The sequence below is a fragment of the Nocardia sp. NPDC049707 genome (assembly GCF_040674855.1).
Classification (GTDB): domain Bacteria; phylum Actinomycetota; class Actinomycetes; order Mycobacteriales; family Mycobacteriaceae; genus Nocardia.
Window position 1 is genome coordinate 84,806 of the sequence record NZ_JBFANN010000019.1, and the last position, 22,314, is coordinate 107,119.

General features: G+C 65.7%; 23 protein-coding genes. 1 reads left to right on the plus strand and 22 read right to left on the minus strand.

Translation table 11 applies throughout. The features are described 5' to 3' along the window. Nucleotides 1–561 precede the first annotated feature (561 nt). The gene (locus tag AB0J29_RS18720) at nt 562–2,025 is read left to right on the plus strand and encodes a TIGR00366 family protein (RefSeq protein ID WP_364787208.1); all 1,464 of its coding nucleotides are present in this window, start codon (nt 562–564) and stop codon (nt 2,023–2,025) included. A 371-nt stretch (nt 2,026–2,396) separates the two neighbouring features. On the opposite strand, the gene AB0J29_RS18725 is transcribed toward AB0J29_RS18720, so the two are convergent. From AB0J29_RS18725 to AB0J29_RS18830, 22 genes are all read right to left on the minus strand, one after another. Further along, on the minus strand, nt 2,397–2,750 hold the full coding sequence (locus tag AB0J29_RS18725) for a fumarate reductase subunit D (protein WP_364787211.1): 354 nt from the start codon (nt 2,748–2,750) through the stop codon (nt 2,397–2,399). Further along, nucleotides 2,747–3,139 (minus strand): fumarate reductase subunit C, encoded by a 393-nt coding sequence (locus AB0J29_RS18730; RefSeq protein WP_364787214.1) that lies wholly within the window; start codon nt 3,137–3,139, stop codon nt 2,747–2,749. Before AB0J29_RS18730 ends, AB0J29_RS18725 begins: the two co-directional genes overlap by 4 nt. Then, the gene (locus AB0J29_RS18735) at nt 3,136–3,879 is read right to left on the minus strand and encodes a succinate dehydrogenase/fumarate reductase iron-sulfur subunit (protein WP_364787217.1); all 744 of its coding nucleotides are present in this window, start codon (nt 3,877–3,879) and stop codon (nt 3,136–3,138) included. Before AB0J29_RS18735 ends, AB0J29_RS18730 begins: the two co-directional genes overlap by 4 nt. Nucleotides 3,880–3,884: 5 nt before the next feature. Continuing rightward, nucleotides 3,885–5,642, minus strand: coding sequence for a fumarate reductase (quinol) flavoprotein subunit (gene frdA, locus AB0J29_RS18740; RefSeq protein ID WP_364787220.1), 1,758 nt, complete (start codon nt 5,640–5,642; stop codon nt 3,885–3,887). A gap of 6 nt (nt 5,643–5,648) precedes the next feature. Continuing rightward, entirely contained in the window at nt 5,649–5,882 is a 234-nt protein-coding gene (locus AB0J29_RS18745) for a hypothetical protein (protein WP_364787223.1), read from the minus strand. Nucleotides 5,883–6,252: 370 nt separating this feature from the next. Continuing rightward, nucleotides 6,253–6,993 carry a DUF6390 family protein gene (locus tag AB0J29_RS18750; RefSeq protein ID WP_364787226.1) on the minus strand — a complete coding sequence of 247 codons (741 nt, stop codon included), beginning with the start codon at nt 6,991–6,993 and terminating at the stop codon, nt 6,253–6,255. Then, the gene (locus AB0J29_RS18755) at nt 6,993–8,099 is read right to left on the minus strand and encodes a HoxN/HupN/NixA family nickel/cobalt transporter (RefSeq protein ID WP_364787229.1); all 1,107 of its coding nucleotides are present in this window, start codon (nt 8,097–8,099) and stop codon (nt 6,993–6,995) included. Before AB0J29_RS18755 ends, AB0J29_RS18750 begins: the two co-directional genes overlap by 1 nt. 42 nt (nt 8,100–8,141) lie before the next feature. Further along, complete coding sequence (gene hypE / locus AB0J29_RS18760; RefSeq protein ID WP_364787232.1) at nt 8,142–9,230, minus strand: hydrogenase expression/formation protein HypE; 1,089 nt, start codon at nt 9,228–9,230, stop codon at nt 8,142–8,144. Then, complete coding sequence (hypD, locus tag AB0J29_RS18765) at nt 9,223–10,335, minus strand: hydrogenase formation protein HypD (RefSeq protein ID WP_364787235.1); 1,113 nt, start codon at nt 10,333–10,335, stop codon at nt 9,223–9,225. The genes hypE and hypD overlap by 8 nt, the downstream gene beginning before the upstream one ends. After that, nucleotides 10,332–10,697, minus strand: a complete 366-nt coding sequence (locus AB0J29_RS18770; protein WP_364787238.1) for a HypC/HybG/HupF family hydrogenase formation chaperone — start codon at nt 10,695–10,697, stop codon at nt 10,332–10,334. The genes hypD and AB0J29_RS18770 overlap by 4 nt, the downstream gene beginning before the upstream one ends. Before the next feature lie 16 nt (nt 10,698–10,713). Then, nucleotides 10,714–12,987, minus strand: a complete 2,274-nt coding sequence (gene hypF / locus AB0J29_RS18775; RefSeq protein WP_364787241.1) for a carbamoyltransferase HypF — start codon at nt 12,985–12,987, stop codon at nt 10,714–10,716. Nucleotides 12,988–13,080: 93 nt separating this feature from the next. Continuing rightward, nucleotides 13,081–13,326 (minus strand): HypC/HybG/HupF family hydrogenase formation chaperone, encoded by a 246-nt coding sequence (locus AB0J29_RS18780; RefSeq protein WP_364787244.1) that lies wholly within the window; start codon nt 13,324–13,326, stop codon nt 13,081–13,083. Nucleotides 13,327–13,328: 2 nt separating this feature from the next. Next, complete coding sequence (locus AB0J29_RS18785) at nt 13,329–13,802, minus strand: hydrogenase maturation protease (RefSeq protein ID WP_364787247.1); 474 nt, start codon at nt 13,800–13,802, stop codon at nt 13,329–13,331. Between the two features lie 134 nt (nt 13,803–13,936). Continuing rightward, entirely contained in the window at nt 13,937–15,238 is a 1,302-nt protein-coding gene (locus tag AB0J29_RS18790; protein WP_364787250.1) for a hypothetical protein, read from the minus strand. After that, on the minus strand, nt 15,235–15,879 hold the full coding sequence (locus AB0J29_RS18795) for a DUF6084 family protein (protein ID WP_364787253.1): 645 nt from the start codon (nt 15,877–15,879) through the stop codon (nt 15,235–15,237). Before AB0J29_RS18795 ends, AB0J29_RS18790 begins: the two co-directional genes overlap by 4 nt. After that, nucleotides 15,876–16,505, minus strand: coding sequence for a DUF5947 family protein (locus AB0J29_RS18800; protein WP_364787256.1), 630 nt, complete (start codon nt 16,503–16,505; stop codon nt 15,876–15,878). Before AB0J29_RS18800 ends, AB0J29_RS18795 begins: the two co-directional genes overlap by 4 nt. Beyond that, nucleotides 16,502–17,416 (minus strand): NifU family protein, encoded by a 915-nt coding sequence (locus AB0J29_RS18805; protein ID WP_364787259.1) that lies wholly within the window; start codon nt 17,414–17,416, stop codon nt 16,502–16,504. Before AB0J29_RS18805 ends, AB0J29_RS18800 begins: the two co-directional genes overlap by 4 nt. 29 nt (nt 17,417–17,445) lie before the next feature. Then, nucleotides 17,446–19,242 (minus strand): nickel-dependent hydrogenase large subunit, encoded by a 1,797-nt coding sequence (locus AB0J29_RS18810; RefSeq protein ID WP_364787262.1) that lies wholly within the window; start codon nt 19,240–19,242, stop codon nt 17,446–17,448. Between the two features lie 12 nt (nt 19,243–19,254). Beyond that, nucleotides 19,255–20,310 carry a hydrogenase expression protein HypE gene (locus AB0J29_RS18815; protein WP_364787265.1) on the minus strand — a complete coding sequence of 352 codons (1,056 nt, stop codon included), beginning with the start codon at nt 20,308–20,310 and terminating at the stop codon, nt 19,255–19,257. A 112-nt stretch (nt 20,311–20,422) separates the two neighbouring features. After that, nucleotides 20,423–21,223: a hydrogenase nickel incorporation protein HypB gene (gene hypB, locus AB0J29_RS18820; RefSeq protein WP_364787268.1), complete on the minus strand. Its 801-nt coding sequence runs from the start codon at nt 21,221–21,223 to the stop codon at nt 20,423–20,425. Then, nucleotides 21,181–21,555, minus strand: coding sequence for a hydrogenase maturation nickel metallochaperone HypA (locus AB0J29_RS18825; protein ID WP_364787271.1), 375 nt, complete (start codon nt 21,553–21,555; stop codon nt 21,181–21,183). The genes hypB and AB0J29_RS18825 overlap by 43 nt, the downstream gene beginning before the upstream one ends. Before the next feature lie 135 nt (nt 21,556–21,690). Further along, the gene (locus AB0J29_RS18830) at nt 21,691–22,263 is read right to left on the minus strand and encodes a hypothetical protein (RefSeq protein ID WP_364787274.1); all 573 of its coding nucleotides are present in this window, start codon (nt 22,261–22,263) and stop codon (nt 21,691–21,693) included. Nucleotides 22,264–22,314 lie beyond the last annotated feature (51 nt).

The following is a 22,314-nucleotide window of genomic DNA, read 5'->3' on the forward strand; positions in this document are numbered from 1 at the left end:
ATGCGCCCCGGGGTTTGTCTACTTACGGCTAGCGTGACCAGCATCTTCGGCATTGCGACGGTTCCACACACCAAGGTCACCGCGCCGCGGACACACCGAACCGCACTGACGATCGTGTTGGCGATCAATGACGAGTGTCGCTGTCCTGTGCGCTGCCGTCTGATGATCGCACACCGCATGGCCCGCACCCGGCGATGAACCGGTCGGCGAACTGCGGTTCGGCGGGCCGCAACCCATCCACCTCGTGCATGCTCGGGTCGGGCGGCGGCAGACCGGCCGGCCTCGTCATGGCGCTGCACGGCGGCGGTGGCACCGGTCGGGTGGGGCGGCAGTTGTTGCGCCGCTGCCGGATTCGGATCCCGGCATGAGTCATCGGTGTGCCGACCCCGGGCGTATTCAGGTGGCCACGCCGCCGTCGGTATCTGCATTTTTGCAGACCACACCTGCGCATTTCTCTCTTGTCTGAATAGAAGTGCAACAGCAATACTCGCCGGGCGAGCCAGTGCGGTGCGTCACATGCACCGCACAGCTTCGTGCGAGAGAAAGATGAGGAACGCACCAATGACGTCCACCAGTGCGGAGACCGGCGCCGAAAAGGGTGAGGCAACCAGCCCGGAAAAAGGGCTTGCGCGGGTCGCGCAGTCCCTCGCCAGGTGGACGCAGAATTGGTTCCCGGATGCCTACGTCGTTGCGCTGGCAGGCGTATTGATCGTGGCCGTTGCCGCACTGGCCAATGGCTCGTCGCCGCGAATAGTCGTGAACGCGTTCGGCGACGGGTTCTGGGATCTGACCGCCTTCACTCTTCAGATGGCAATGGTGGTTCTCACCGGATACGTCATCGCCACATCGCCGCCTGTCGCTCGGCTGATCGACCGCCTGGCCATCGTGCCGCAAAGCGCCAGCGGTGCGGTGAGTTTCGTTGCGTTCCTTTCCATGTCGATATCGTTTCTGAACTGGGGGCTCAGTCTGGTTTTCGGCGGTCTACTCGCGCGTGCGATCGCCCGTCGGACCGACCTGCGTGTGGACTATCGCGCGCTGGGTGCGGCGGCGTTCATGGGGTTGGGCGCCGTTTGGGCGCTGGGCATTTCCTCATCGGCCGCGCAGCTGCAGGCCACCGCCGCCTCGTTGCCGCCAGCACTGTTGAGAATTACCGGAGTCCTCGACTTCGGGCACACGATCTTCACGTGGCAGTCCCTGCTCATGTGCGCCATCATCATGGCGCTCACCGTGGTGATCGCGCACTTCTCTGCGCCGAAGGACGCGGCGATCAAGACCGCTCACGACTTGGACGTCGATCTGGATGATCAGCCCGCGGAAGTGCCTCCACGCTCCCGTCCAGGAGAATGGCTCGAGTACAGCCGCATCCTGCCGATCCTGGCCATCCTGATGACGGCGGGCTGGTTGATCTCCCAGCTCACCAGCAAACCGGTGCTCACCGTTGTCAGCAGCCTGAATGGCTATCTGCTCGTCTTCCTCATGTTGGGCTTGGTGTTGCACGGGACCCCGCGCAAGTTCTTACAAGCGGTCTCCCTCGCCGTGCCCGCGACGGCCGGCATTCTCGTCCAATTCCCGCTGTATGCCGCCATGGCTGCGATCCTCACCAAGGCAAAGGGGCGGGGCGGTCTCAGCATCTCCGAACACCTCGCGGAGTTCTTCACCAATATCGGCGGCGGTGGAAGTTTCGCCATCGTCATCGCCCTCTACACCGTCGTGCTGGGCGTCTTCGTCCCGTCCGGGGGTGGAAAATGGCTGGTCGAGGCCCCCTACGTCATGCAGGCGTCGACCGAGGTCCACATGAACCTCGGCTGGACGGTCCAGATCTACAACGTGGCCGAGGCACTGCCGAATCTCATCAACCCGTTCTTCATGCTGCCGCTGCTGGCAGTGCTCCGGCTGCGGGCGCGCGACCTCGTCGGATTCACGTTCCTGCAGTTCCTATTCCACTTGCCGGTGGTATTGCTGCTCGTGTGGTTGCTCGGCATGACGTTCGAATACGTCCCCCCGATCTTGCCCGCCACCCCGTGACCGCACCGAGCACGCCCGGCGACCATCGATGCCACAAGTACTTGTGTGCCACAACGTATTTCCGCGTGGTGGCAGAGCATCGTGCGGCCTACCGGTCGCCCATGAGGCGGCTCCGTTCGGCATCGACTCCGGCGGGATCCATCGCGCCCGCTCCGGATCGGCATCCATCCGACGAAACTACCTGTGTTACACCGCGACCGGGGGCGTGTTGGAGGTAGCCGGTGGGTGTACGAAGCCCCTGAAATTTTCGCTGGAGAGGTTGTAGGTGTTCTGGCGTACGGCATCGCCGGAGTTGCCTTCGATGACGGTGATGGTGTTGCCGTTGCGGGCCACTACTACCCCGATGTGGTGGACCGCCGGCAGCTGCTCTGTTAGACGCGCAGCAGGATGTAAGCGGCGGCCCCCGAGCCGATGATGGCGCCGCCGTAACAGGCCGGGATGATCAGCGCACTGAACCGCTCGAGCCGCAAGCCGTGCTGCAGCATGTACCGGAAGCGGTGTGCCCAATGGAACAGAGCCAGCACGCAGAGTCCGAAAAGGACCAGCCGGGTGACCGGATGACGCAATACCGAGAGCAGGTATGCGTGGTCCGGCGCGGGAAGCCAGCCCAGCGGGAAGGCGAGGCCGAACAGGAACAGCAGCACCGGTATGAGCAGCGCGGCGGCCATCCCGCCGACGCTGAACAGCAACCACGCGAACGGTTCCAGCGACTTCCGCTTCGTCATCGCAGCACCACCCACAGCGTGATCGCCGTCAGTAGAGCCCACAGGAGGTAGTTCAGCCCGAGGATCACCGCCGGTGCTATACGACGGTGCCGTACCCGTACCACCATCGCCTTGGGCGCCAGGTCGAACCAGGTGACCGTGTGCAGCAGCACGAAGATTAGGGCGATCGTGTTCAGCGCGAGCACCCCCGGGTTGGCGCTCCAGCTCAGAAACCGCTGGTACTCCTCGTTTCCGGAACCGACCGCATGGACCAGAAGCAGGAGATAGACCACGAACCAGGCGACGAATACGCTGCTGAGTTCGCGCAGGACGAAGATCAGGTACGAGCGGCGGTGCATCCACCAGAATGTGGAAACCGGCCTTCGATACAACCGGGGTGTGGTGGTCATTGTGCCCGCCAAGGCATGAGGAAATCCCGCAGCGATTGCGTGGCCTCGGTCAGCTTGTAGCGTTGGATCGCGCCCGCTGGGTCGACGCCCTTGGGACAGGCGGTGGTGCAGTCGCCGACATAGGTGCAGGACCATACTCCCTCTGCGGAGGCGAGCACGTCTCGCCGATCTGCGGCTCCCTCATCGCGCGAGTCGAGGTTGTAGCGTTGGGCCAGCGCAATCGCCGCCGGACCGAGGAACTCGGGCTCGAGCGCGAATACCGGACACGCCGAGTAGCAGAGCATGCAATTGATGCACATGCTGAACTTCTTGTAGTCATCCATTTCGGCTGGTGTTTGCAGGTACTCGCCGTCATCAAGGGGCCGTTGCTCCGCCCTGATCAGCCATGGCTCGACCGCGGTCAGCTTGTGCATGAAGTCGCTGATCTCGATGACGAGATCCCGGATCACCGGGAAGTTGCGCAATGGCTCGACCCGCACCGGCCCTGGCGTGTAGTCGGTCAGGAAGGTGGCACAGCTCAGTTTCGGCTCGCCATTGACAGTCATGCCGCAGCTACCGCAGATCCCCATTCGGCACGACCACCGGTACGACACTGTTCCGTCGAGGTAGTCCTTGATGTAGTTGAGGCCGTCGAGCACCGTCCATTCCTTGTGCAACGGAACCTCGTACGACTGCAGTGCCGGTTCGTCATCCAGATCCGGTCGGTAGCGCGCGACCTGCAGGGTTATCCGGTCCGCCATCGCCATCACCTCCCATATACGCGTTCGCCCGGAGGCCAGCGAGTAATCGTCACCGGGAGGTACGAGACGCGGCTCGAACCGTCCGGCTGCCGATGGATCACCGAATGGGCCAGGAACCGCTGGTCGTTCCGGGCGGGAAAATCGGTCCGTTGGTGCGCGCCCCGGGATTCCTCCCGGGCCAGCGCGCAGGTGGCGATGCATTCCGCCACATCGAGCATGCACGACAGCTCCAGCATCGCCACCAGTTCGGTGTTGAAAGCCCGACCGTGGTCGTCGAGGCGAGCGCTGCCGAACCGATCACGAAGCTCGCGCAGCTTGTCGGCGCCCTCGGTGAGGGAGTCGCCGTCCCGGTAGATCCCGGCACTGGTTTCCAGCGTCTGTTGCATCTCGGTGCGGATGTTGGCGATGCGTTCGGATCCCTCGGTATGTCGCGTGAGGTCCCGTTCCAGCCGGTCCTGTTCGACGCGTCCGCGCGCCAGGACCGTCGACGGCTGGCCGGGCGTGGCCGAACTCGCGTACTCGGCGGCGGCACGACCGGCTCGTGCACCGAACACCAGCAGCTCCGGCAGGGAATTCGACCCGAGCCGGTTGGCGCCGTTGATACTCACGCAAGCGACCTCTCCGACGGCGTACAAGCCCTCCAGGGGTGTCGCGCCGTCGATGTCGGTGTGGATGCCGCCCATCATGTAATGGACGACGGGGCGTACCGGGATCAGCTCCCGGACCGGGTCGATGTTCTGGTACTTCGAGCACAACTCGCGCACGAATGGCAGTTTCGTGTCGATGAGATCCGCGCCGAGATGGCGTAGGTCGAGGTGGACGACGTGTCCGTACGGTGTGCCGATGGTCCGGCCCTTGTCGAGTTCGTGCACGAAGGCCTGTGACAGCCGGTCGCGTGGTCCGAGCTCCATACTTCGCATCACCGGCACCGGTGCTGGCGTCCCGAGGTCGTAGTCCTGCAAGTAGCGGTAACCGTCTTTGTTGAGCAGCCAGCCGCCTTCCGCGCGCGCTGCCTCGGTGATCAAGATGCCCGTGAACGGAAGGCCGGTCGGGTGGTACTGGACGAACTCCATGTCCTTGAGCGGTGCGCCTGCCCGGTAGGCCAACGCCATCCCGTCGCCGGTGTTGATATTGGCGTTGGTGGTGAACGGGTAAACCCGGCCACAGCCACCGGTGCACACGATGACAGCGCTGGCGAGAATGGTTTCGACGCGTCCGGTGGCCAATTCGATAGCCACGATGCCGCCCACCTTGCCGTCGTCGACAAGCAATGTTGTGGCGAACCACTCGTCGTACCTGACGATGTCTCGGTACGACAGTGCGGTCTGGAACAGGGTGTGCAGCATGTGGAAACCAGTCTTGTCGGCTGCGAACCAGGTGCGATTGTTCGTCATGCCGCCGAAGGCACGTACCGCGATGTGCCCGTCCGGTCGGCGGCTCCATGGGCAGCCCCAATGCTCCAGTTGCAGCAGCTCCCGCGGTGCTTCCGCGACGAAGGCCTCGACGGCGTCTTGGTCACAGAGCCAATCGCTGCCGGAGACCGTGTCGTACGCATGGTCGTCGAGGCTGTCGCCGGCACCGGCGACCGCGGCCGCGCCGCCCTCGGCGGAGACGGTGTGGCTGCGCATCGGATAGACCTTGGAAACGATCGCGATACTCAACCGCGGGTTGTGTTCCGCGATGGCGATGGCCGCGCGCAGGCCCGCGCCGCCTCCGCCGACGATCACGACATCGTGCGAAGCGGTCGCAGTGGCACCAGGCATCGGTCGTCAGGCCTCGAAGTCGGCGCTGTGCTCGTCCATCAGGACCTTGCCGTCATGGCGGACGATTTTGATCCGAACGCTGCCGTCGTGGAATTCGTGCCGAATCCGGCGGCAACCACAGTCGTAACGCAGATCGTCGATGACCAGGCCCGCTTCGTCATCTTCGCGGTGGCGAGCCCCGCCCCGCATCTTCCCGCATGGGGCGCGTTCGGTGCTGAACTGCTCAGTGATGCTCAGCATCTCCACCTCCCGGCGAACCGGTGGCACACCTTACTGATCGGTTAGACACATCAGAGTACGCGCATTACGCCCAGGTCGCAGGAGGAGTTCCGGGTCTGGCGGACGCGACTGAGGCTTCGCTGTGGCGTTCATGAAGGATGCCCGAAGGTAGCCATTCGCGGCCATCGCGTACGTCTGAGACGGCGCCCAGAAGTCTTCGATCTCAGTCACCACAGCTACGCGGTGGTCCGAAATCCCTACGTGCCAAGCGAATACCGTAATGCGGTTGTCGATGCGGATGATGTCTGTCCGGAATGTGCCATCGTTCGGGAGTAGCAAATGTGACCCACGGTACTGACCTGCGGAGGGTACGACCGGACGAAGGCGCCGTTCACTCGATACTGTGCGCGGCCGCCGCCAAACGTCGATTCGTCACGCGCAGTTGCTGTTCCGTGCTGTTCATGAGGTCGTCGACTTGCTCTGCCGTCAACCGTCCGCACGGCTGTCCCCAGTGGAGCGCGATATCGTCCCCCGGCGCCACGTCCGGGAGCGCGGCGTAGCCGTCGGTCCACACCGGGATGGTTCGTCGCATCGTCTCCGACAGCGATAGCCGTGCGCCGTCCCAGCGCAACCGGCGGGTCCCGATGGTGAGGTCGTCGCGGTGGCGATCCAGTACGGTCGCGGCGGTGATGCGGCAGTTGTCGAGGATTTCCAAGGGTTGGTCGCCGCCGGTGGCAGCCAGCACCCTGGTCCACGGGTAGACACCGAAGACGTGGAAGCTATGGTTCGCAGCCGCCTCCGGAGCGAGGTCGGGCCCCAGATGGGACCAGTACACACCCGCGACCGGGGCGATGAGTCGCAGCAGCTCGGCGAGGAATTCGGGGCCGTCGAGGTCGGCGCCGATGCCCCCACCCAACCAATAGGACGCCACCAGTCGCTCATCGAGCGGGTCGGTGACGCCGGTCAGGCGCGACATGGCCCGCAGGTAGGGCCATGCGCCGGAGAACCCGCGCGCCAGGACCCGCACTTGTTCGCCATCGCGTTCACGCAGGGCCGCGGCGTGCTCGGGCCCGCAGTAGCCGAGGTGGTTGGGCGCGTACGCGTAGCGCGCGAACATCTCCACACCGTCCATCAGGTCCGCTCCTCCGATAGCGTTGCGCTCCAGCGACTTTCGATGCCGCCGTAATGCCAGATCGCGAGTGCGGCGACCCAGGTGAACGCGAACATGCCGACGATGATGAAGCCCATGGTGGCGAGGTCGAGGCCGCCGATCCAGGCGAGCACCCCGCTGGTGACATCGAGCTTCTCGGTCAGGATGGAGATCAGCTCCTGGACGCCGATCAGCAAGGTCACCGCGACCGAGAGCCCGGTGACCACCATGTTGTAGTAGATCTTGCGGATCGGTCCGGCGAAGGCCCAGCCATAGGCATAGTTCATGAACGAACCATCCAGCGCGTCGAACAGCAACATGCCCGCCGAGAACAGCACGGGCAGAACAAGAATCGCGTACCAGGGCAGCCCGGTGGCGGCCGCGCCACCAGCGATCACCAGCAGACCCACCTCGGTGACGGTATCGAAACCCAGGCCGAACAGCAGCCCTACCGGATACATCTGCCACGGTTTGCGCACCACGCGCATGACCGGCGCCAGGACCCGGTTGAGCACGCCGCGGGTGTCCAGTACGCGCTCGAGTTGCGCTTCGCTGTAGCCGCCACGCCGTATCGCACGGAAGACCTGCCAGATCCCGATCAGCGCGACCAGGTTCAGCAGACCGATGAGGATCAGGAAAGTGCCCGAGACCGACGTGCCGAACACCCCGGTCCACCGCTGCAACCGCGAGTCCTCGTCTTCCAGGTTCCGCGCCAGCGCGGTAACCCCGAGGGCCAGCAGCGCGACGAGCACGAAGACCACGGTGGAGTGCCCCAGGGAGAACCAGAAGCCGACCGTGAGCGGTTTCTGCTTGTCCGCCACGAGTTTTCGGGTGGTGTTGTCGATCGCCGCGATATGGTCGGCGTCGAAGGCGTGCCTCATACCCAGTGTGTAGGCAGTGACGCCGAGCCCGGTGCCGAATATCGCGCCGTCCACCGTGTACTCGTCGGGCACGACCAGCAACAGCAGCGTCCCCCATCCGACGATGTGGAGTATGACGATCGTTGCCGCCATACCGACGATGCTGCGCCGCTGCCCGCCGTCGAATCCGGTCCAGGCAGCTCGCAGCCTCGCGGTGGCTGTTGCCATCCCCACGGTCCCATCTCACTCGTCGGCGGACCACCGCCGTGTTCAACAGATTCGCGGTAGCTGTTCTCCAGCGGGTAGGTCGACGACGCGGGTACCGCCGAGGGCGGTACGGGCCACCACCATTCCTGGATGTTCGGCAACGCAGTGACCAACGATTGCCGAGCGGGCGCCGAGCGGATGCGCACGCATGGCCTCGAGGACGCGCTCGGCGTCCTCGGGGGGTACGAACGCGACGAGTTTGCCTTCGTTGGCGACATACAGCGGGTCGAGACCGAGCAACCCGCAGGCATCGCGCACGCCGTCGGGCACCGGGATTGCCCGTTCGTCGAGCTCGACGCCGATGCTCGCGGCGCGGGCGATCTCGTTGAGGGAGGCGGCCATTCCGCCGCGCGTGGGATCGCGCAGCTCGTGCACGTCCGAGCCGGTGGCGAGCATGGCCGCGACCAATCCGTGCAATGGCGCGGTATCGCTGCACAGCGTCGTACCGAACTCGAGTCCTTCCCGGCAGCTCAGTACCGCGATGCCGTGCAGTCCGATCTCACCGCTGACCAGCACGATATCGCCGGGCTTCGCCCGCTGGGGTCGGATATCGACGCCTTCTGGAACCAGTCCGATGCCCGTGGTGTTGATGAAGATGCCATCGCCGTGCCCGGCGTCGACGACCTTGGTGTCGCCGGTGACGAGCCGGACTCCGGCGGCGAGCGCGGCGGTGCCGAGGGCCTCGGCGATGCGGGCGATCTCGGCCAGCGCGGTGCCCTCTTCGAGGATGAACGCGGTCGACAGCGCAACCGGCCGGGCACCGGCCATTGCCAGATCGTTCACGGTGCCGTTCACGGCGAGGTCACCGATCGAGCCGCCGGGGAAAACCAGCGGCTTGACCACGAACGAGTCGGTGGAGAACGCCAGCCGCACATCGCCGAGGGGGAGTACCGCCGAATCGCCGAGTTCGGTGTCGGCGGCCGCGCCGAACGCGGGCAGGAAGAGGTGCTCGATCAGCTCACCCGACATCGCGCCGCCGCCGCCGTGTCCCATCACGATATTGGGCGCGTCGCGCAGCGGCATGGGGCAGACCCAACCGTCGATGTCGAGTGGGGGCGACGCGGCTGCCCCACCGCCGTCGGTCTCAGGCATGGGCGACCTCCGCGGGAAGATCGAGACGCCGGTACAGGTAGTACGCGGCGCAGGCGCCTTCGGAGGAAACCATTGTGGCGCCCAACGGGTTTCGCGGGGTGCACTTGGTGCCGAACGCGGCGCACTCGTGCGGTTTGATCAAGCCTTGGAGCACCTCACCGGACCGACATACCGAAGATTCTTCGGTATGCAGATCGCCGACGGAGAAGCGTTGTTCGGCGTCGTAGTCGCGGTATCGCGGCGACAGTCGCCAGCCGCTGCTGGGGATCACGCCGATGCCGCGCCAGGCCCGGTCGGTGACCTCGAAGACGTCCTCGAGCATCGCCTTGGCCGCCGGATTACCGGCTGCCGCTACCGCGCGGGGGTAGGCGTTCTCGACCTCGTGGCGTCCTTGCTCGAGCTGGAGCACGGTGCGCCGGATGCCTTCGAGGATGTCCAGCGGTTCGAATCCGGTGACCACCATCGGAACCCGGTATTTCTCGGACAGCGGCGGATATTCGCCGGTGCCCATCACCGTGCAGACGTGCCCGGCAGCGAGGAATCCCTGGACTCGGCAGCTGGGCGACTCCATGATCGCCGCGATGGCCGGCGGAACGAGCACGTGGGAGACCAGCAGCGAGAAATTCTCGATGCCGAGTCGTTGGGCCTGGTACACCGTCATGGCGTTGGCGGGTGCGGTGGTCTCGAATCCGATGCCGAAGAACACCACCTGGCGATCCGGGTTGTTCTTGGCCAGTTCCAGCGCGTCCAGTGGCGAGTAGACCACCCGCACATCGCCGCCTTCGCTCTTCACCCGGAACAGATCGTTGTGGCTGCCGGGTACCCGCAGCATGTCACCGAAGGAACAGAAGATCACCCCCGGCCGTGCGGCGATCTCCAGGGCCTTGTCGATCACCTCCAGCGGGGTGACGCACACGGGGCAACCAGGCCCGTGGATCATCTCGATCTGATCGGGCAACAGCTGGTCGATACCGTGGCGGATGATCGAATGTGTCTGTCCGCCACACACTTCCATGATCGACCAGCGCTTGCTGGTGGTGGCGCGGATGCGGTCGAGTAGATGCCGCGCCAGCTCTGGATTGCTGAATTCGTCCAGGTATTTCATGACTTCGCCTCCTGGTCGTCGACGGTCGCTCCCGCCGCGGATGCGTCGGAATTGCTCGCCCCGGGCTGAGGGGCATCGGGGTTGTCGACACCGGCCTGTTTCGCCGCGAGCGCGAAGCCGTCGCCGAACTCCTCCTTCAGTACGCCGAGATGTTCGAACTCGTCCAGCGTCCGCAATGCGGATTCTTCATCCAGGCGTTGGATCGCGAACCCGACGTGCACCACAACGTAATCACCGACCGCCACGTCCGGGATGTATTGCAGACATACGTCTTTGTGCACGCCGCCGAAGTCGACCTCCGACATCAGCGTGCCATCGCGTTCGTGGACGCTGAGCACTTTTCCGGGAACCGCAAGACACATCGCTCGTCTCCTTCACTCACACCGCGCCGACTACCAGGAGCTGACCGAACGCGATCCCGCCGTCGTTCGGTGGCAGTCTGCGATGACTGATGACGCGGAATCCGTCGCGTCGCAGCAAACGGGTGCAACTCGACAGCAACAGCGCGTTCTGGAACACACCGCCCGACAGCGCGATCACCGACCCCGGCGCGGCGAATCGCCGTGCTGCGTCGTGCACGAGGTCGGCGACGGCGGCGTGGAATCGGGCGCCGATGACCGCGGGCGGTACGCCGCGCGCGGCGTCGGCGACGACATCGGCGAGCACCGGTGCGGGGTTGACCCGGGCCGGATCGCCGTCGTGCCAAGCGAATTGGTACCGACCCGCCGCACCGCCCGCTCCGCGAGCCAGACCTTCGAGTTCGATCGCGGCCTGCGCCTCATAGTCTACGACGTGCCGTACCCCGGCCAGGGAGGCGACCGCGTCGAACAACCTGCCCATGCTCGAGGTCGGCGCGCAGCCGAGGCCGGTGCCGAATTGGTGCTCGAGCACGGCCCGCTCGGTTGCCGGGCAGGCGTCGACCGATGCGATGCCGGGGGACCAGTCGATGCCCGCGGCACGCAGATGCGACAGTGCCATCCGGTAGGGCTTGCGGACGCTGAGGTCGCCGCCCGCCAAGGGCACATAGGACAGGTGCGCCATGCGTCGATAGCCCTTGTATCCGGCCATGAGCACCTCGCCGCCCCAGATCGCGCCGTCGGGTCCGTACCCGGTGCCGTCGAAGGCGATACCGAGAACCGTCTCGTTCGCATCGATCCCGTGCTCGCCCAACACCGCGGCCAGATGCGCGTGATGGTGTTGCACGGTGTGCACCGGTCGGTCGGCCGCGTGCGCATGCGCCCACGCGGTCGAACGGTAGCCGGGGTGCGCATCGGCAGCGAGCTGGGCAGGGTGTACACAGGTGAGTTCCTCCAGGTGGGATCGCGCGGTGTCGAATGCCTGCAAAGTGGCCAGATCGTCCATATCGCCGATGTGTTGACTGAGCCAGGCGTAGCGTCCGTCGGCGACGGCGCAGGTGTTTTTCAGGTCGGCGCCGACCGCCAGGGTCGGCGGAACCGGGATGGGCAGCGCCAGCGGCAGCGGAGCGTAGCCGCGGGAGCGGCGCACCGGCAGTTCGGCGTCGTCCACGACACGCACCACCGAGTCGTCGCACGGGACGAGGATGCGCCGGTTGTGGCCGAGCCAGGCGTCGGCGAGCCCGGCCAGCCGGGTGCGGGCGTCGGCGTCGTCGTAACAGATCGGCTCGCCGCCGAGATTGCCGGAAGTCATCACCAGCACGTCGGGGCCCGGTGGGTCGCCGGGCAGGCCGAACAACAGCAGATGCAAGGGCGTGTAGGCCAGCATGACGCCGAGGTCGGGGTTGCCGGGAGCGACCGCGTCCGCGACGGGCCGTTCACCGCGCGGCAGCAAGACGATCGGCCGCTGCGGACCGCTCAGCAGGGCCGCGGCGGTGGGATCGATGGTCACGATCCGCGCCGCGGTGTCCAGGTCGGCGACCATGACGGCGAACGGCTTGTTGCCACGGCGCTTGCGGCGACGCAATTCGGCCACGGCCGTTTCGTTGTCGGCGTCACAGGCGAGGTGGTAGCCGCCGATGCCCTTGACTGCGAGAACGCCTCCGGCGCACAGCAATTCGCGCGCCGCGACGAGCGGCTGCGCCGGATCGCCGGGCCCGGTGTAGGACAGGGTGGGCCCGCAGTCCGGACAGGCGATGGGCTGGGCGTGGAACCGCCGATCGGCGGGGTCGGCGTATTCGCGGGCGCAGCGCGGGCACATGGCGAAATCGGCCATGGACGTGCGCTCGCGGTCGTAGGGCAGCCTGGCGATGATGGTGAATCGCGGTCCGCAGTTGGTGCAATTGACGAAGGGGTGGCGGTAGCGGCGGTCGGCGGGGTCGCGCAGTTCGCGTGCGCAGTCCACACAGATCGCCACGTCGGGGGAGGCCAGGGTGCGTCCCGCGCCGCCGTGCCGGGTGTCCCCGATCAGGAATCCGGTTCCGCCGCGGATATCGACCGCGGTCTGCTCGACCGAGGCGACGACGGCCAGCGGCGGCGGGGATTCGTGCAGCCGGCGAAGGAACTCCCGCACCGATGCCGCAGTGCCCTCGATCTCGATGACCACGCCGTCGGTGTCGTTGGCGACGCTGCCGGTCAGCGCGAGCTCGACGGCGGTGGTGTAGACGAACGGCCGGAATCCCACGCCTTGCACCACGCCGCGCACGAGCAGGCGGCGGCGAACGCGGTCGGCGCTCATGACTGCGCCTCGCTGACGCTCGGCTCCGTCATGACCGCCGAGGCGGCTGTGTTCATCAGTCGCTCGCTACGCTCACTCATGACTCCGCCTCGCTCACGGCTGTTCTCCGCTGCCGAGCAGACGCAGCCCGGCCATCGCCCGCTCCGCGCCGTCGGCGTCGGTCTTCTCCACGGCGAATCCCATGTGGATGATCACCCAATCACCCGGCACGGCGGGATGATCCTCGTCGAGCAGACCGATATTGACCTTGCGCTGCTCGCCGGAAACCTCGACCACGGCGATCTGCCCGTGATAACCGTCCGGGATTTCCACGACCCGCCCCGGGATGCCAAGGCACATGATCAGACCTCCTGTCCGGCGCGCAATTGCGCCGCGATGCGCGCGACCTCCGCTGCCGCAGGGTCGACGGCCGCGGCGACAGCAGCGCTGAGACCGATCCCCTCGGCCACCGAGTCGGCCTGGCAGCCGACGACGACGGTCGGCGGCACGACACCGCCGAGCGCACGCACCGCGGCGAAGACGGCCTCGGGATTCATCGCGTGCGCGTCCACGGCCGTCGTCGCACCCGAGTCGGGATCGGCGCGCAGGATCTGCACGCGGCCGGGTTCGCCGGTGTTCGGCAGGGCGTCCACCAGCACCACTGCATCCCACCCGTCGAGCAGGTCGTAGGCCAGGTGCAACCCGCGGATGCCGTAGTCGACGATCCGCGGGTTCTCCTCCGATGCCGTGGGTAGCCGACGGATCACCTCGGGGCCGAATCCATCGTCGCCGAGGAAGATATTGCCGATCCCGGCAACGAGCACACGGGCGCTCATCTCACATGTGGCGAATCTTCAGATAACGCCGGAGGTCGGGGATCGACCGTACGCCGACATACACGCCGACCACGACAATGACTGCCACCACCGCGGTGGCGACCACACCGACTGCTTCCATGACCGTATTCCTTTCACTCGTCGCCATTGACAATCGGTTCGAGCTCGTCGGGTGCGAAATACAGGTAGCGCCCATACCATTCGTGCAGATCGGCCGCCGGATCGTCATCGATAACCACACCGACGTGTGTTTCACCGTCGACGTCGGCGTGCACCGAGGTGACGCGCGCCGACCTGCCCTCGTAGAACAGGTCGTGCGCGTCGGCGCGCCGAGCTGGGCGCAGCCGAACCCGGCTACCCTTCCGTACCAGCACCCCGGCGATCGGGACCGCATCGGACTCCGGGCGCACCGCGCCGTCGGCGTCGGGATCCCACCAGCTCATGCCCTCGGGCACCTCGGGCACCAGGCGCGCCGCGGGCTCACGCCACAGTCCGTGCAGATCGTGCATGGCGTCCGGGGTCATGCCATCGCAGCGGTCGATGATCTCGGCCGCTCGCGGGTCGGTGGCGCGGGCCCGTTCCTTCTCGTCGTCGGTCATCGTCATTACACGCAGGGTGAGGATTTCGTCGATCTCGGTGGAGTCGAACAGCTGGCCCGCGCTCTGCTCCGCGATTTCGGGGTGGTCGTAGAGGATGATCGGCGATACCAAGACGATGCCGTTATCGCCGGGCGGACCGGCCAACACCGGGAAACAGCGGTGCTGGGTGCAGTGCTCGACGGCCGTCTCGGCGCCGGGTTCCGGGTCGAGGAGTGAGACGAACTCACCGCCACCGAGTTCGGCGATCACGTGGGCGCCGAGCATGGAGCGGGTGGTGGCGTCGTCCGAGCTGGTGGCCGCGCTGCCGTTGTTGCGCAGCCGAATTCCGACGCGCCCGTATTCACCCTCGGGGGCGACGGTCAGTTCGAGTGTGCCCTCGATCGGTGATCGGGTGCGCACGACAACCCCCGCCGTCGATCCCGGAATCGGTTCGACAGCCTGCCAGCCCGGTACTTCGATGGGCATGGTCATATCCGCTAACGGAGATGGCCCGCAGGGAATTTCGCACTCGGCCGCCTCGTCCCAGCTTACCCATCGGCGCCCGTCGACGATCAGTTCGGCGCGCGCGGCCCCGTCCAGTTCGATCGTTCGCCGCTGCAACTGCAGGAACCGCGCGGTGAGCGTGATCCGCGTGGCCGGGGACGCGCGGACGAGGCATTCGGCGGCCAGCGAGTCGTCCTCACCGAATCCGGCCGCGGCAGCGCCGTGCGGGCCCAGCACACCGAACTGCCAGCGGGACTGGTTCTTTCGGGCGTCCGACCGGTAGGGGTACAGCAGATACCCCTCGTACAGCACGGCGTCGGCAACGGCGCGCGCACGGGTCATGGCGGCGTTCACGGCGCGGACTCCTCGGTGAGGAGTTTGGCGACAGCGTCGTCGAATCCGAGCAGCCCGTGCGAAGACTTGTAGGCCGCCAGCGCTTCGACATTCTCCCGGCGCAATCGCACCCAGCCGCAGTTCGGATAGTGGATGTCCATGAGATCGCGCCATACGGCGACCGGCATGTCGAATTGGTCCTCGCGGTCCCATGGCACGTGCTGAACCGCGAAACCTGTTTCCCCCCTGATGAATACGGTTCCGCTGAACAGGAAGATCAGCGGCACGGTGCCTTCGCGCAGGGCGTGCAGGTACTTCGAGCCGGTGACCTCGAAATCGTAGGTACACGGCATCGGCAATTCCACCTCGGCGGCGCCGGAGAAGCCGGGCACCATGGTGGCGCAGTGCATCCAGGTGAACGACTTCTGTGTTTGCTGCCAACGTTCGCGCGGGCCGAAAAGGTCGACCAGCCCCGCGCCTTCGGCGTCCGAGTAGCTGCGCCGGAAGGGTTCGATGCGCACTTGGGCGCGCAGCGCGATCGCGTGCACCGGCTCCTCGGCCAGCGCGGCGATGCCGATGCGCGCCGACAGGTTCGGGGCGACCGCGTAGGGTTCCGGCCGCACCTCGAGCACCGCGAAGGTCATCGCATAGGCCGGGCTCATGACGCCACCGGCCGGGCCCGAGCCGACATCGTGGTGAAGAATTCCGCGATGAAGTTCCTGGCTTCGTTGCCGCCGTCGAAGCCGCGCCACAGCATCCGCATCCGTCCGACGAACTCGTAGCAGGCATCGATCGGCAGCAGCAGCACCACGCCGGGGCCGCCGCGCTCCGGCATCCGGATGAGCAGCGCCTCGACATCAGGTGCGAGCCGGTCGAGTTCGGGATGGCGGTCCAGGATCGCCCGCCAATCTCGCAGCGGCAGTTCGGATTCGGTGGCTCCGGCCGGTCCCGGATAGAATGCGACAGTGCGCTCGAGCGCCGAATTGACGAAGAAGAACGCCAGCCCGACCGGGATGTCGAGGGTATCCCATTCACCCTGACCGATCACACAGTCCGGGAACGAGACGTAGTGGTCGGGCACCGCCCGGTAGCGCAGCTCGGCGTGCTGATCGGTGAACAACAGATAGCAGAGTGCGCACACGCACATCAGTTGCCTGCCTTCGACATCCACCACATGGCGATGCTGCGCACCGACCGGTTCGGCGCACATTTCGCACCGCTCGCCGGCCGCCGCGGGCGGGGTGGGGGCAGTCGCGATACGGCGCAGCGCGCGCAGGCCCTGGTTCATCCTCGGACCTCCGCGGGCACCGCCACCGAAATCTCACCGGATCGCACCAGCACCGGGAATGGCTCCAGATGTCCTTCGCCGTCCAGCCGCGCTCCGGCGTGCACCACGTCGAAATGGGCCTGGCACCCCGGACAACGCAGCACCGCCGAGCCTGCCGGGGCCCCCATCCTGCGGTGCAGGGCGGCCCCGGCCATCGAACGCCCACAGGCCGCGCAGTGGTCGCGATAGACGAATAGGTCCGCGCCGACCCTGCAGGCCAGCACCGGTACACCGCCCACTGTGAACCCGCCGACCTCGCCGGCCGCCAAGTCCGCGAGCTCCGGGACCGAGATCCAGCTGCCCGCGGGTGGATCGCCGGTGTGCACCCGGGCGAACAGCGCCTCGGCCGGTATCACCCCCGGCTGCTGCGCGGCCGCGGCGGCGACCACCTCGATCGCATCGATTTCCGGTGCGGCCGCCCGTACCGCGTCCTCCACCGCCAGTTCCAGCGTTACCGACGACGAAGGGCATGTGCGGCAGCTACCCGACAGCTCGAGCCGCACGACACCGTCGGCGACATCGATGAGCACCACATCGCCGCCGTGCGAGCCGAGGTACGGGCGGACGCTGTCGAGCGCCGCGGCCACCCTCGTTCGCACATCGTGCGGGTGCAGTCCGTGCACCAGCAGCAGGCTCGCGACCAGATCGTCGCGGGTGAGCTCCTCGATCGTCGGGTCATCGAGCACGGCCACGATCCGGCCGAGTGCCGCGCCATAGAGGTCGACAACCTCACGCACGAGCCGCTCGGCGCGCTCACGCGCTACCGGGCCGGCTGCCGAACAGGCATCCAGCAGGGTGTCGATCCGATCACCCGCGCCCCGCCACTGGTTGTCGTCGGTCGGTCCGGCTCGCTGCCGCGGGCCACCATCCACGCTGCGCCTCCCGTCGTCGGCCCGACCTGTCATTCCGCGGTGAGTGTCTGTGTGGGGGAATGCAACTTGTCCAGGGTTACGCCGTTGCCCAGATACATGTGCACACCGCAGGGCAGGCACGGATCGAAGCTGCGCACCGTGCGCATAATGTCGATGCCCTTGAAGTGCTCACGATCGTTCTCCTCGAAGATCGGCTGCCCCTGTACCGCATCCTCGTAGGGCCCCGGCGTACCGAACGAGTCACGCGGACTGGCATTCCACGGCGTCGGCGGATACGGGTGGTAGTTGGCAATCTTGCCGTCCCGGATGACCATGTGGTGCGACAGCACACCGCGCACCGCCTCGGTGAAACCACAGCCGATACCCTCGTCGGGCACCTCGAAGTGTTCCCAGGTCTTGGTGTTGCCCGCCCGGATCTCATCGAGCGCCTGCTCGGCGAAGTGCACCGCGCACGCCGCCGCGTAGGCCTGGAAGTAGGTCCGAGCCCGGTTGCGCTCGATCGTGTTGCTGCCGTGCTTCGGAATCTTCCACTCCAAGGTGACCGGGCCCTTCAGCGCGGTCTTGGGTAGGTTGATCTGCACGCTGGATCCGGTGGATTTGACGTAACCGATGTCCACCAGCCCGGCCAGCGCCGTCGTCCACAGGCGGGCGAGCGGTCCACCGCCGGTGTCGAGTGCGAGATGGTCCTTGCCATCGAACCAGCGGGGGGACATCACCCAGCTGTATTTGTCGTCCAAATCGCGCTTCTGCGGTTTGGGGTTGGAGTGCTGATTCCACGGATGACGCCGGTCGATCGGATTGCCGAGGGGATCGGTTGTGACGAACATTTCCTGATCGGTCCAGTCCTCGTAATACGAACTGCCCAAAAGGATCCGGATGCCGAGATTGATATCGACCAGCGAGGTGGTGAGCAGCTTCCCGTCCACAATGACGCCGGGGCTGACGAACATCCGCCGACCCCACTGCTCCATGTCCTTGTAGTCGAAGTTGCACACCGCGGGATCCTGGAACGATCCCCAGCAGCCGAGCAGTGTGCGGCGCAGACCCACGCGCTCGTAGCCAGGCAGCGCCTCGTAGAAGAAGTCGAACAGGTCGTCGTGCATCGGCACGACCTTCTTCATGAACTCCACATAACGCATGAGCCGCGACATGTAGTCGGTCATCAGCTGAATCGTCGCGACCGTGCCGACCCCACCGGGGTACAGCGTCGAGGGGTGCACGTGTCTGCCCTCCATGAGGGAGAACATTTCGCGCGTGTACCGACTGACCTGCAGCGCCTCCCGATAGAACTCACCGCTGAACGGATTGAGCGCCCGCATGATATCGGCGACGGTGCGATAGCCGTGCTCACCGGCGTGCGGCGCCTCGGTGCGCTCGGCGCGTTCGAGCACGCCCGGATTGGTCTCGGCGACCATCTTCTCGCAGAAGTCCACCCCGACCAGGTTCTCCTGGAAAATATTGTGGTCGAACATGTACTCGGCGGCCTCGCCGAGGTTGACGATCCACTCGGCGACGGGCGGTGGTTTGACCCCGTAGGCCATATTTTGGCAGTAACACGAACAGGTCGCGTGGTTGTCACCGCAGATGCCGCAGATGCGGCTGGTGATGAAGTGCGCGTCGCGCGGGTCCTTGCCCCTCATGAAAATCGAATAGCCGCGGAAGATCGATGAGGTGCTGTGGCATTCGACCACCTCGCGACCCGAAAAGTCGATCTTGGTGTAGATGCCCAGGCTGCCGACGATCCGGGTGATCGGATCCCAGGCCATCTCTACCAAGGCGTCAGGTTGGATCTTGCGAAGCGACGGATCGGGAATGATCTCTGTCATCGAAATATCTCCCTACCAGGTGCGTATCGCGCCGGATTCGAGCTTCCCGCCCTTGTGCCGCCAGCGCGGTTCCTTGTCGACAGTGCGGCCGGTGATGTTGCGGAGACTGCGGATCACCGACCCGTACAGCCCGGAAGCGGTCGAGGAGATCTTGCCGCCCGGTGGTTCGTCCATGAACGGCATGAATTTGTCCGGGAATCCCGGCATCGTGCAGCCTATGCAGATGCCGCCCACATTCGGGCACCCACCCACGCCATTGACCCAGCCGCGCTTGGGCACGTTGCACTTGACGACCGGACCCCAACAGCCCAGCTTCACAATGCATTTCGGCGATCCGTATTCTTCGGCGAAATCGCCCTGCTCGTAGTAGCCCGCCCGGTCACAACCTTCATGCACGGTGGCGCCGAACAACCACTTGGGCCGCAGCGCATCGTCGAGCGGGATCATCGGCGCCTGGCCGGTGGCCAGGTAGAGCAGGTAGGTCAGGGTTTCGGACAGATTGTCGGGCTGGATCGGGCAACCGGGCACGCAGACGATCGGAATGCCCGCCTTGCTCTTCCAATCCCAGCCGAGATAGTCCGGGACACCCATCGCGCCGGTCGGGTTTCCCGCCATGGCGTGGATACCGCCATAAGTCGCGCAGGTGCCGGCGGCGACCACCGCGATCGCCTTGGGCGCCAGCCGATCGAGCCATTCGCTCGTCGTCATCGGCTGACCGGTCGCAGGATTGTTGCCGAAGCCGCACCAGTATCCCTCTTCGTGCAGCTGCTCATTGGGGATCGACCCCTCGACGACCAGCACGAACGGATCGAGTTCGCCCCGATCTCCCTTGAAGAACCACTCCAGGAAATCGTCCGCGCCGCCGGTCGGACCGCATTCGAAATCGATGAGCGGCCAATGCACAGCGATCTTCGGTAAACCGGGGAGTGCTCCGAGTGCGATCTCTTCGATGCTCGGCTGGGTGGCGGCGGTGAGGGCCACCGAATCGCCGTCACAGCTGAGTCCCGCATTGATCCAGAGGACGTGGATAAGCGTGTCTTCGGCTTTTACTGCTTCCTGAGTTGGCATTGGACTGCCACCTTCCGCAGCGGGGGCACGCGGATATCTCTCCGGTCAGCTACCGCGACATGTCCGCGTGTGACTCTGATCACATGAGTCTAGGTCTGAGAGTCGACGGCTTTCAAGGCATCGATATGCCGGCAGTTAGCCGGGCGGTGAGCCAGTCGTACCAGTGCGCCAGTCCATCGCCGCTGGTCGCCGATACCGGCAGGATCGTTACGCCGGGATTCACCGACCGCGCGTACTCCATGCATCGCCCCAGATCGAAGTCGACATAGGGCAGCAGATCGGTTTTGTTGATCAGCACCAGCTCCGCCGCGGCAAACATGTGCGGGTATTTCAACGGCTTATCGGTCCCCTCGGTGACCGAGACGATCACGACCTTGCCCGCCTCGCCGAGATCGAATAATGCCGGACAGACCAGATTGCCCACATTCTCCACGAACAGCAGGCTGCCCGGCACCGTTTCCAGCGCGTCGAGCGCGCGCCGCATCATGTCCGCGTCGAGATGGCAGCCCGCACCGGTATTCACCTGTACGACTTTGCATCCGGTTGCCTCGATGCGCCGCGCGTCCAGCATGGTGGCCTGATCGCCCTCGATGACGGCCACCGGAACCGATTCGAGCTCGCGGATGGTTCGCTCGATCAGGGTCGTTTTCCCGGCACCGGGAGAACTGGTCATATTCAGTGCCAGGATCCCGCGTTCACGCAATCGCGCACGGTTCGCCGCGGCGAACTCGTCGTTCTTGGCGAGCACCTTCTGTTCGAGGGTGAGCGTGGTCACAGCGTGTTCGTGGGGGTGTTCGTGTTCATGCTCGGGACCATGCTCATGGTGGCCATGATCATGTGGGTGATCGTGGTCCTGGTAGCCGACGGTGATCACAGCGACCCCGTCGCTCTCGCATCCGCAGGTTGCGCACATCGCTCACTCACCTCCATCGATACGATTCGAAGTTCCCGCCCCGCAGTAACCTCGACATCGGCGCTGCCGCAACGGCACAGCACGATGAGGTCGGGCAGGAGGAATTCCGCCCCACAGTTCCGGCAACGCGCCGCCCCATCGACAATGCGCAGGTCCAGCCGCGCTCCCTGGGCGATCGTTCCCTCGGTGGCAAGCTCGAAACAGAACTGCATGGACTCGGGCACTACGGCGCACAGCGCGCCGACCTCGACCGTCACGGTATGCACCGCGCGCCCGCGCGCGTGCTCACCGACGGCGTCGACAAGGTACTGGGTTATCGCCATTTCATGCATCCCGACCTCGCCTTTCGACAAGCCCTGGGATGGATCCTACCCGCGGGCGAACTCACCTCGGTAAGGATTTGCCACCTCGCACCCGTCGATCACAACGCGTAATCGCAAAGTCACCGGCCGGCCGAGGTGTGCCTGCTACGGCGGGCCCTGATCCGCCAGATCGGCGTCGGTTTCCGGTTCTGTGCACGCGCTGTCATCTTGTCGGCTGTGTCGGATGCCTCGCCATCCCAGTGGGAATTGGACGCGGCCTACCCGGATATCGTCGATGAGGTGCTCGTAGCCGTCACGGACCTCGCTGAGATGGACCCACGCCGAGTGTCGAAGCTCCTCGCAGTCGGCGTGCAGCACCGTCCACCAGGCCTCGGCGTAGGTCTTTGCGACATGACTGATCACCTCACCGAAGGTGTGGGTGTGGCGGCGGGCGCACCGGCTGTGGCGGACGTAGGACGCAGCCCAATAGTTGATCTTGTCGACGACCTTTGCGATATCCGCATGCAGGGCTGCCTCGGTGACATCGGATGGGTGCCGCCGAGGATTCACAACCGCCGAAATCAGCGTTGCGTGCAGATCGCCCAGTTCTCTCGCCCACGCGATCTGCGGGAGCGGCGCCGCGAGGTGCCCGGCGATCGCGGCCAATAGTTGATCCGGCGACAGCAGAGAGGCCGCATCCATACCCTGTACCTTGCGCGCCGCTACACCAGCATCCATGGGGGGATCACATGTCCTGGTGTTCACAGCGCGCAAGACCGCCATCTGCGG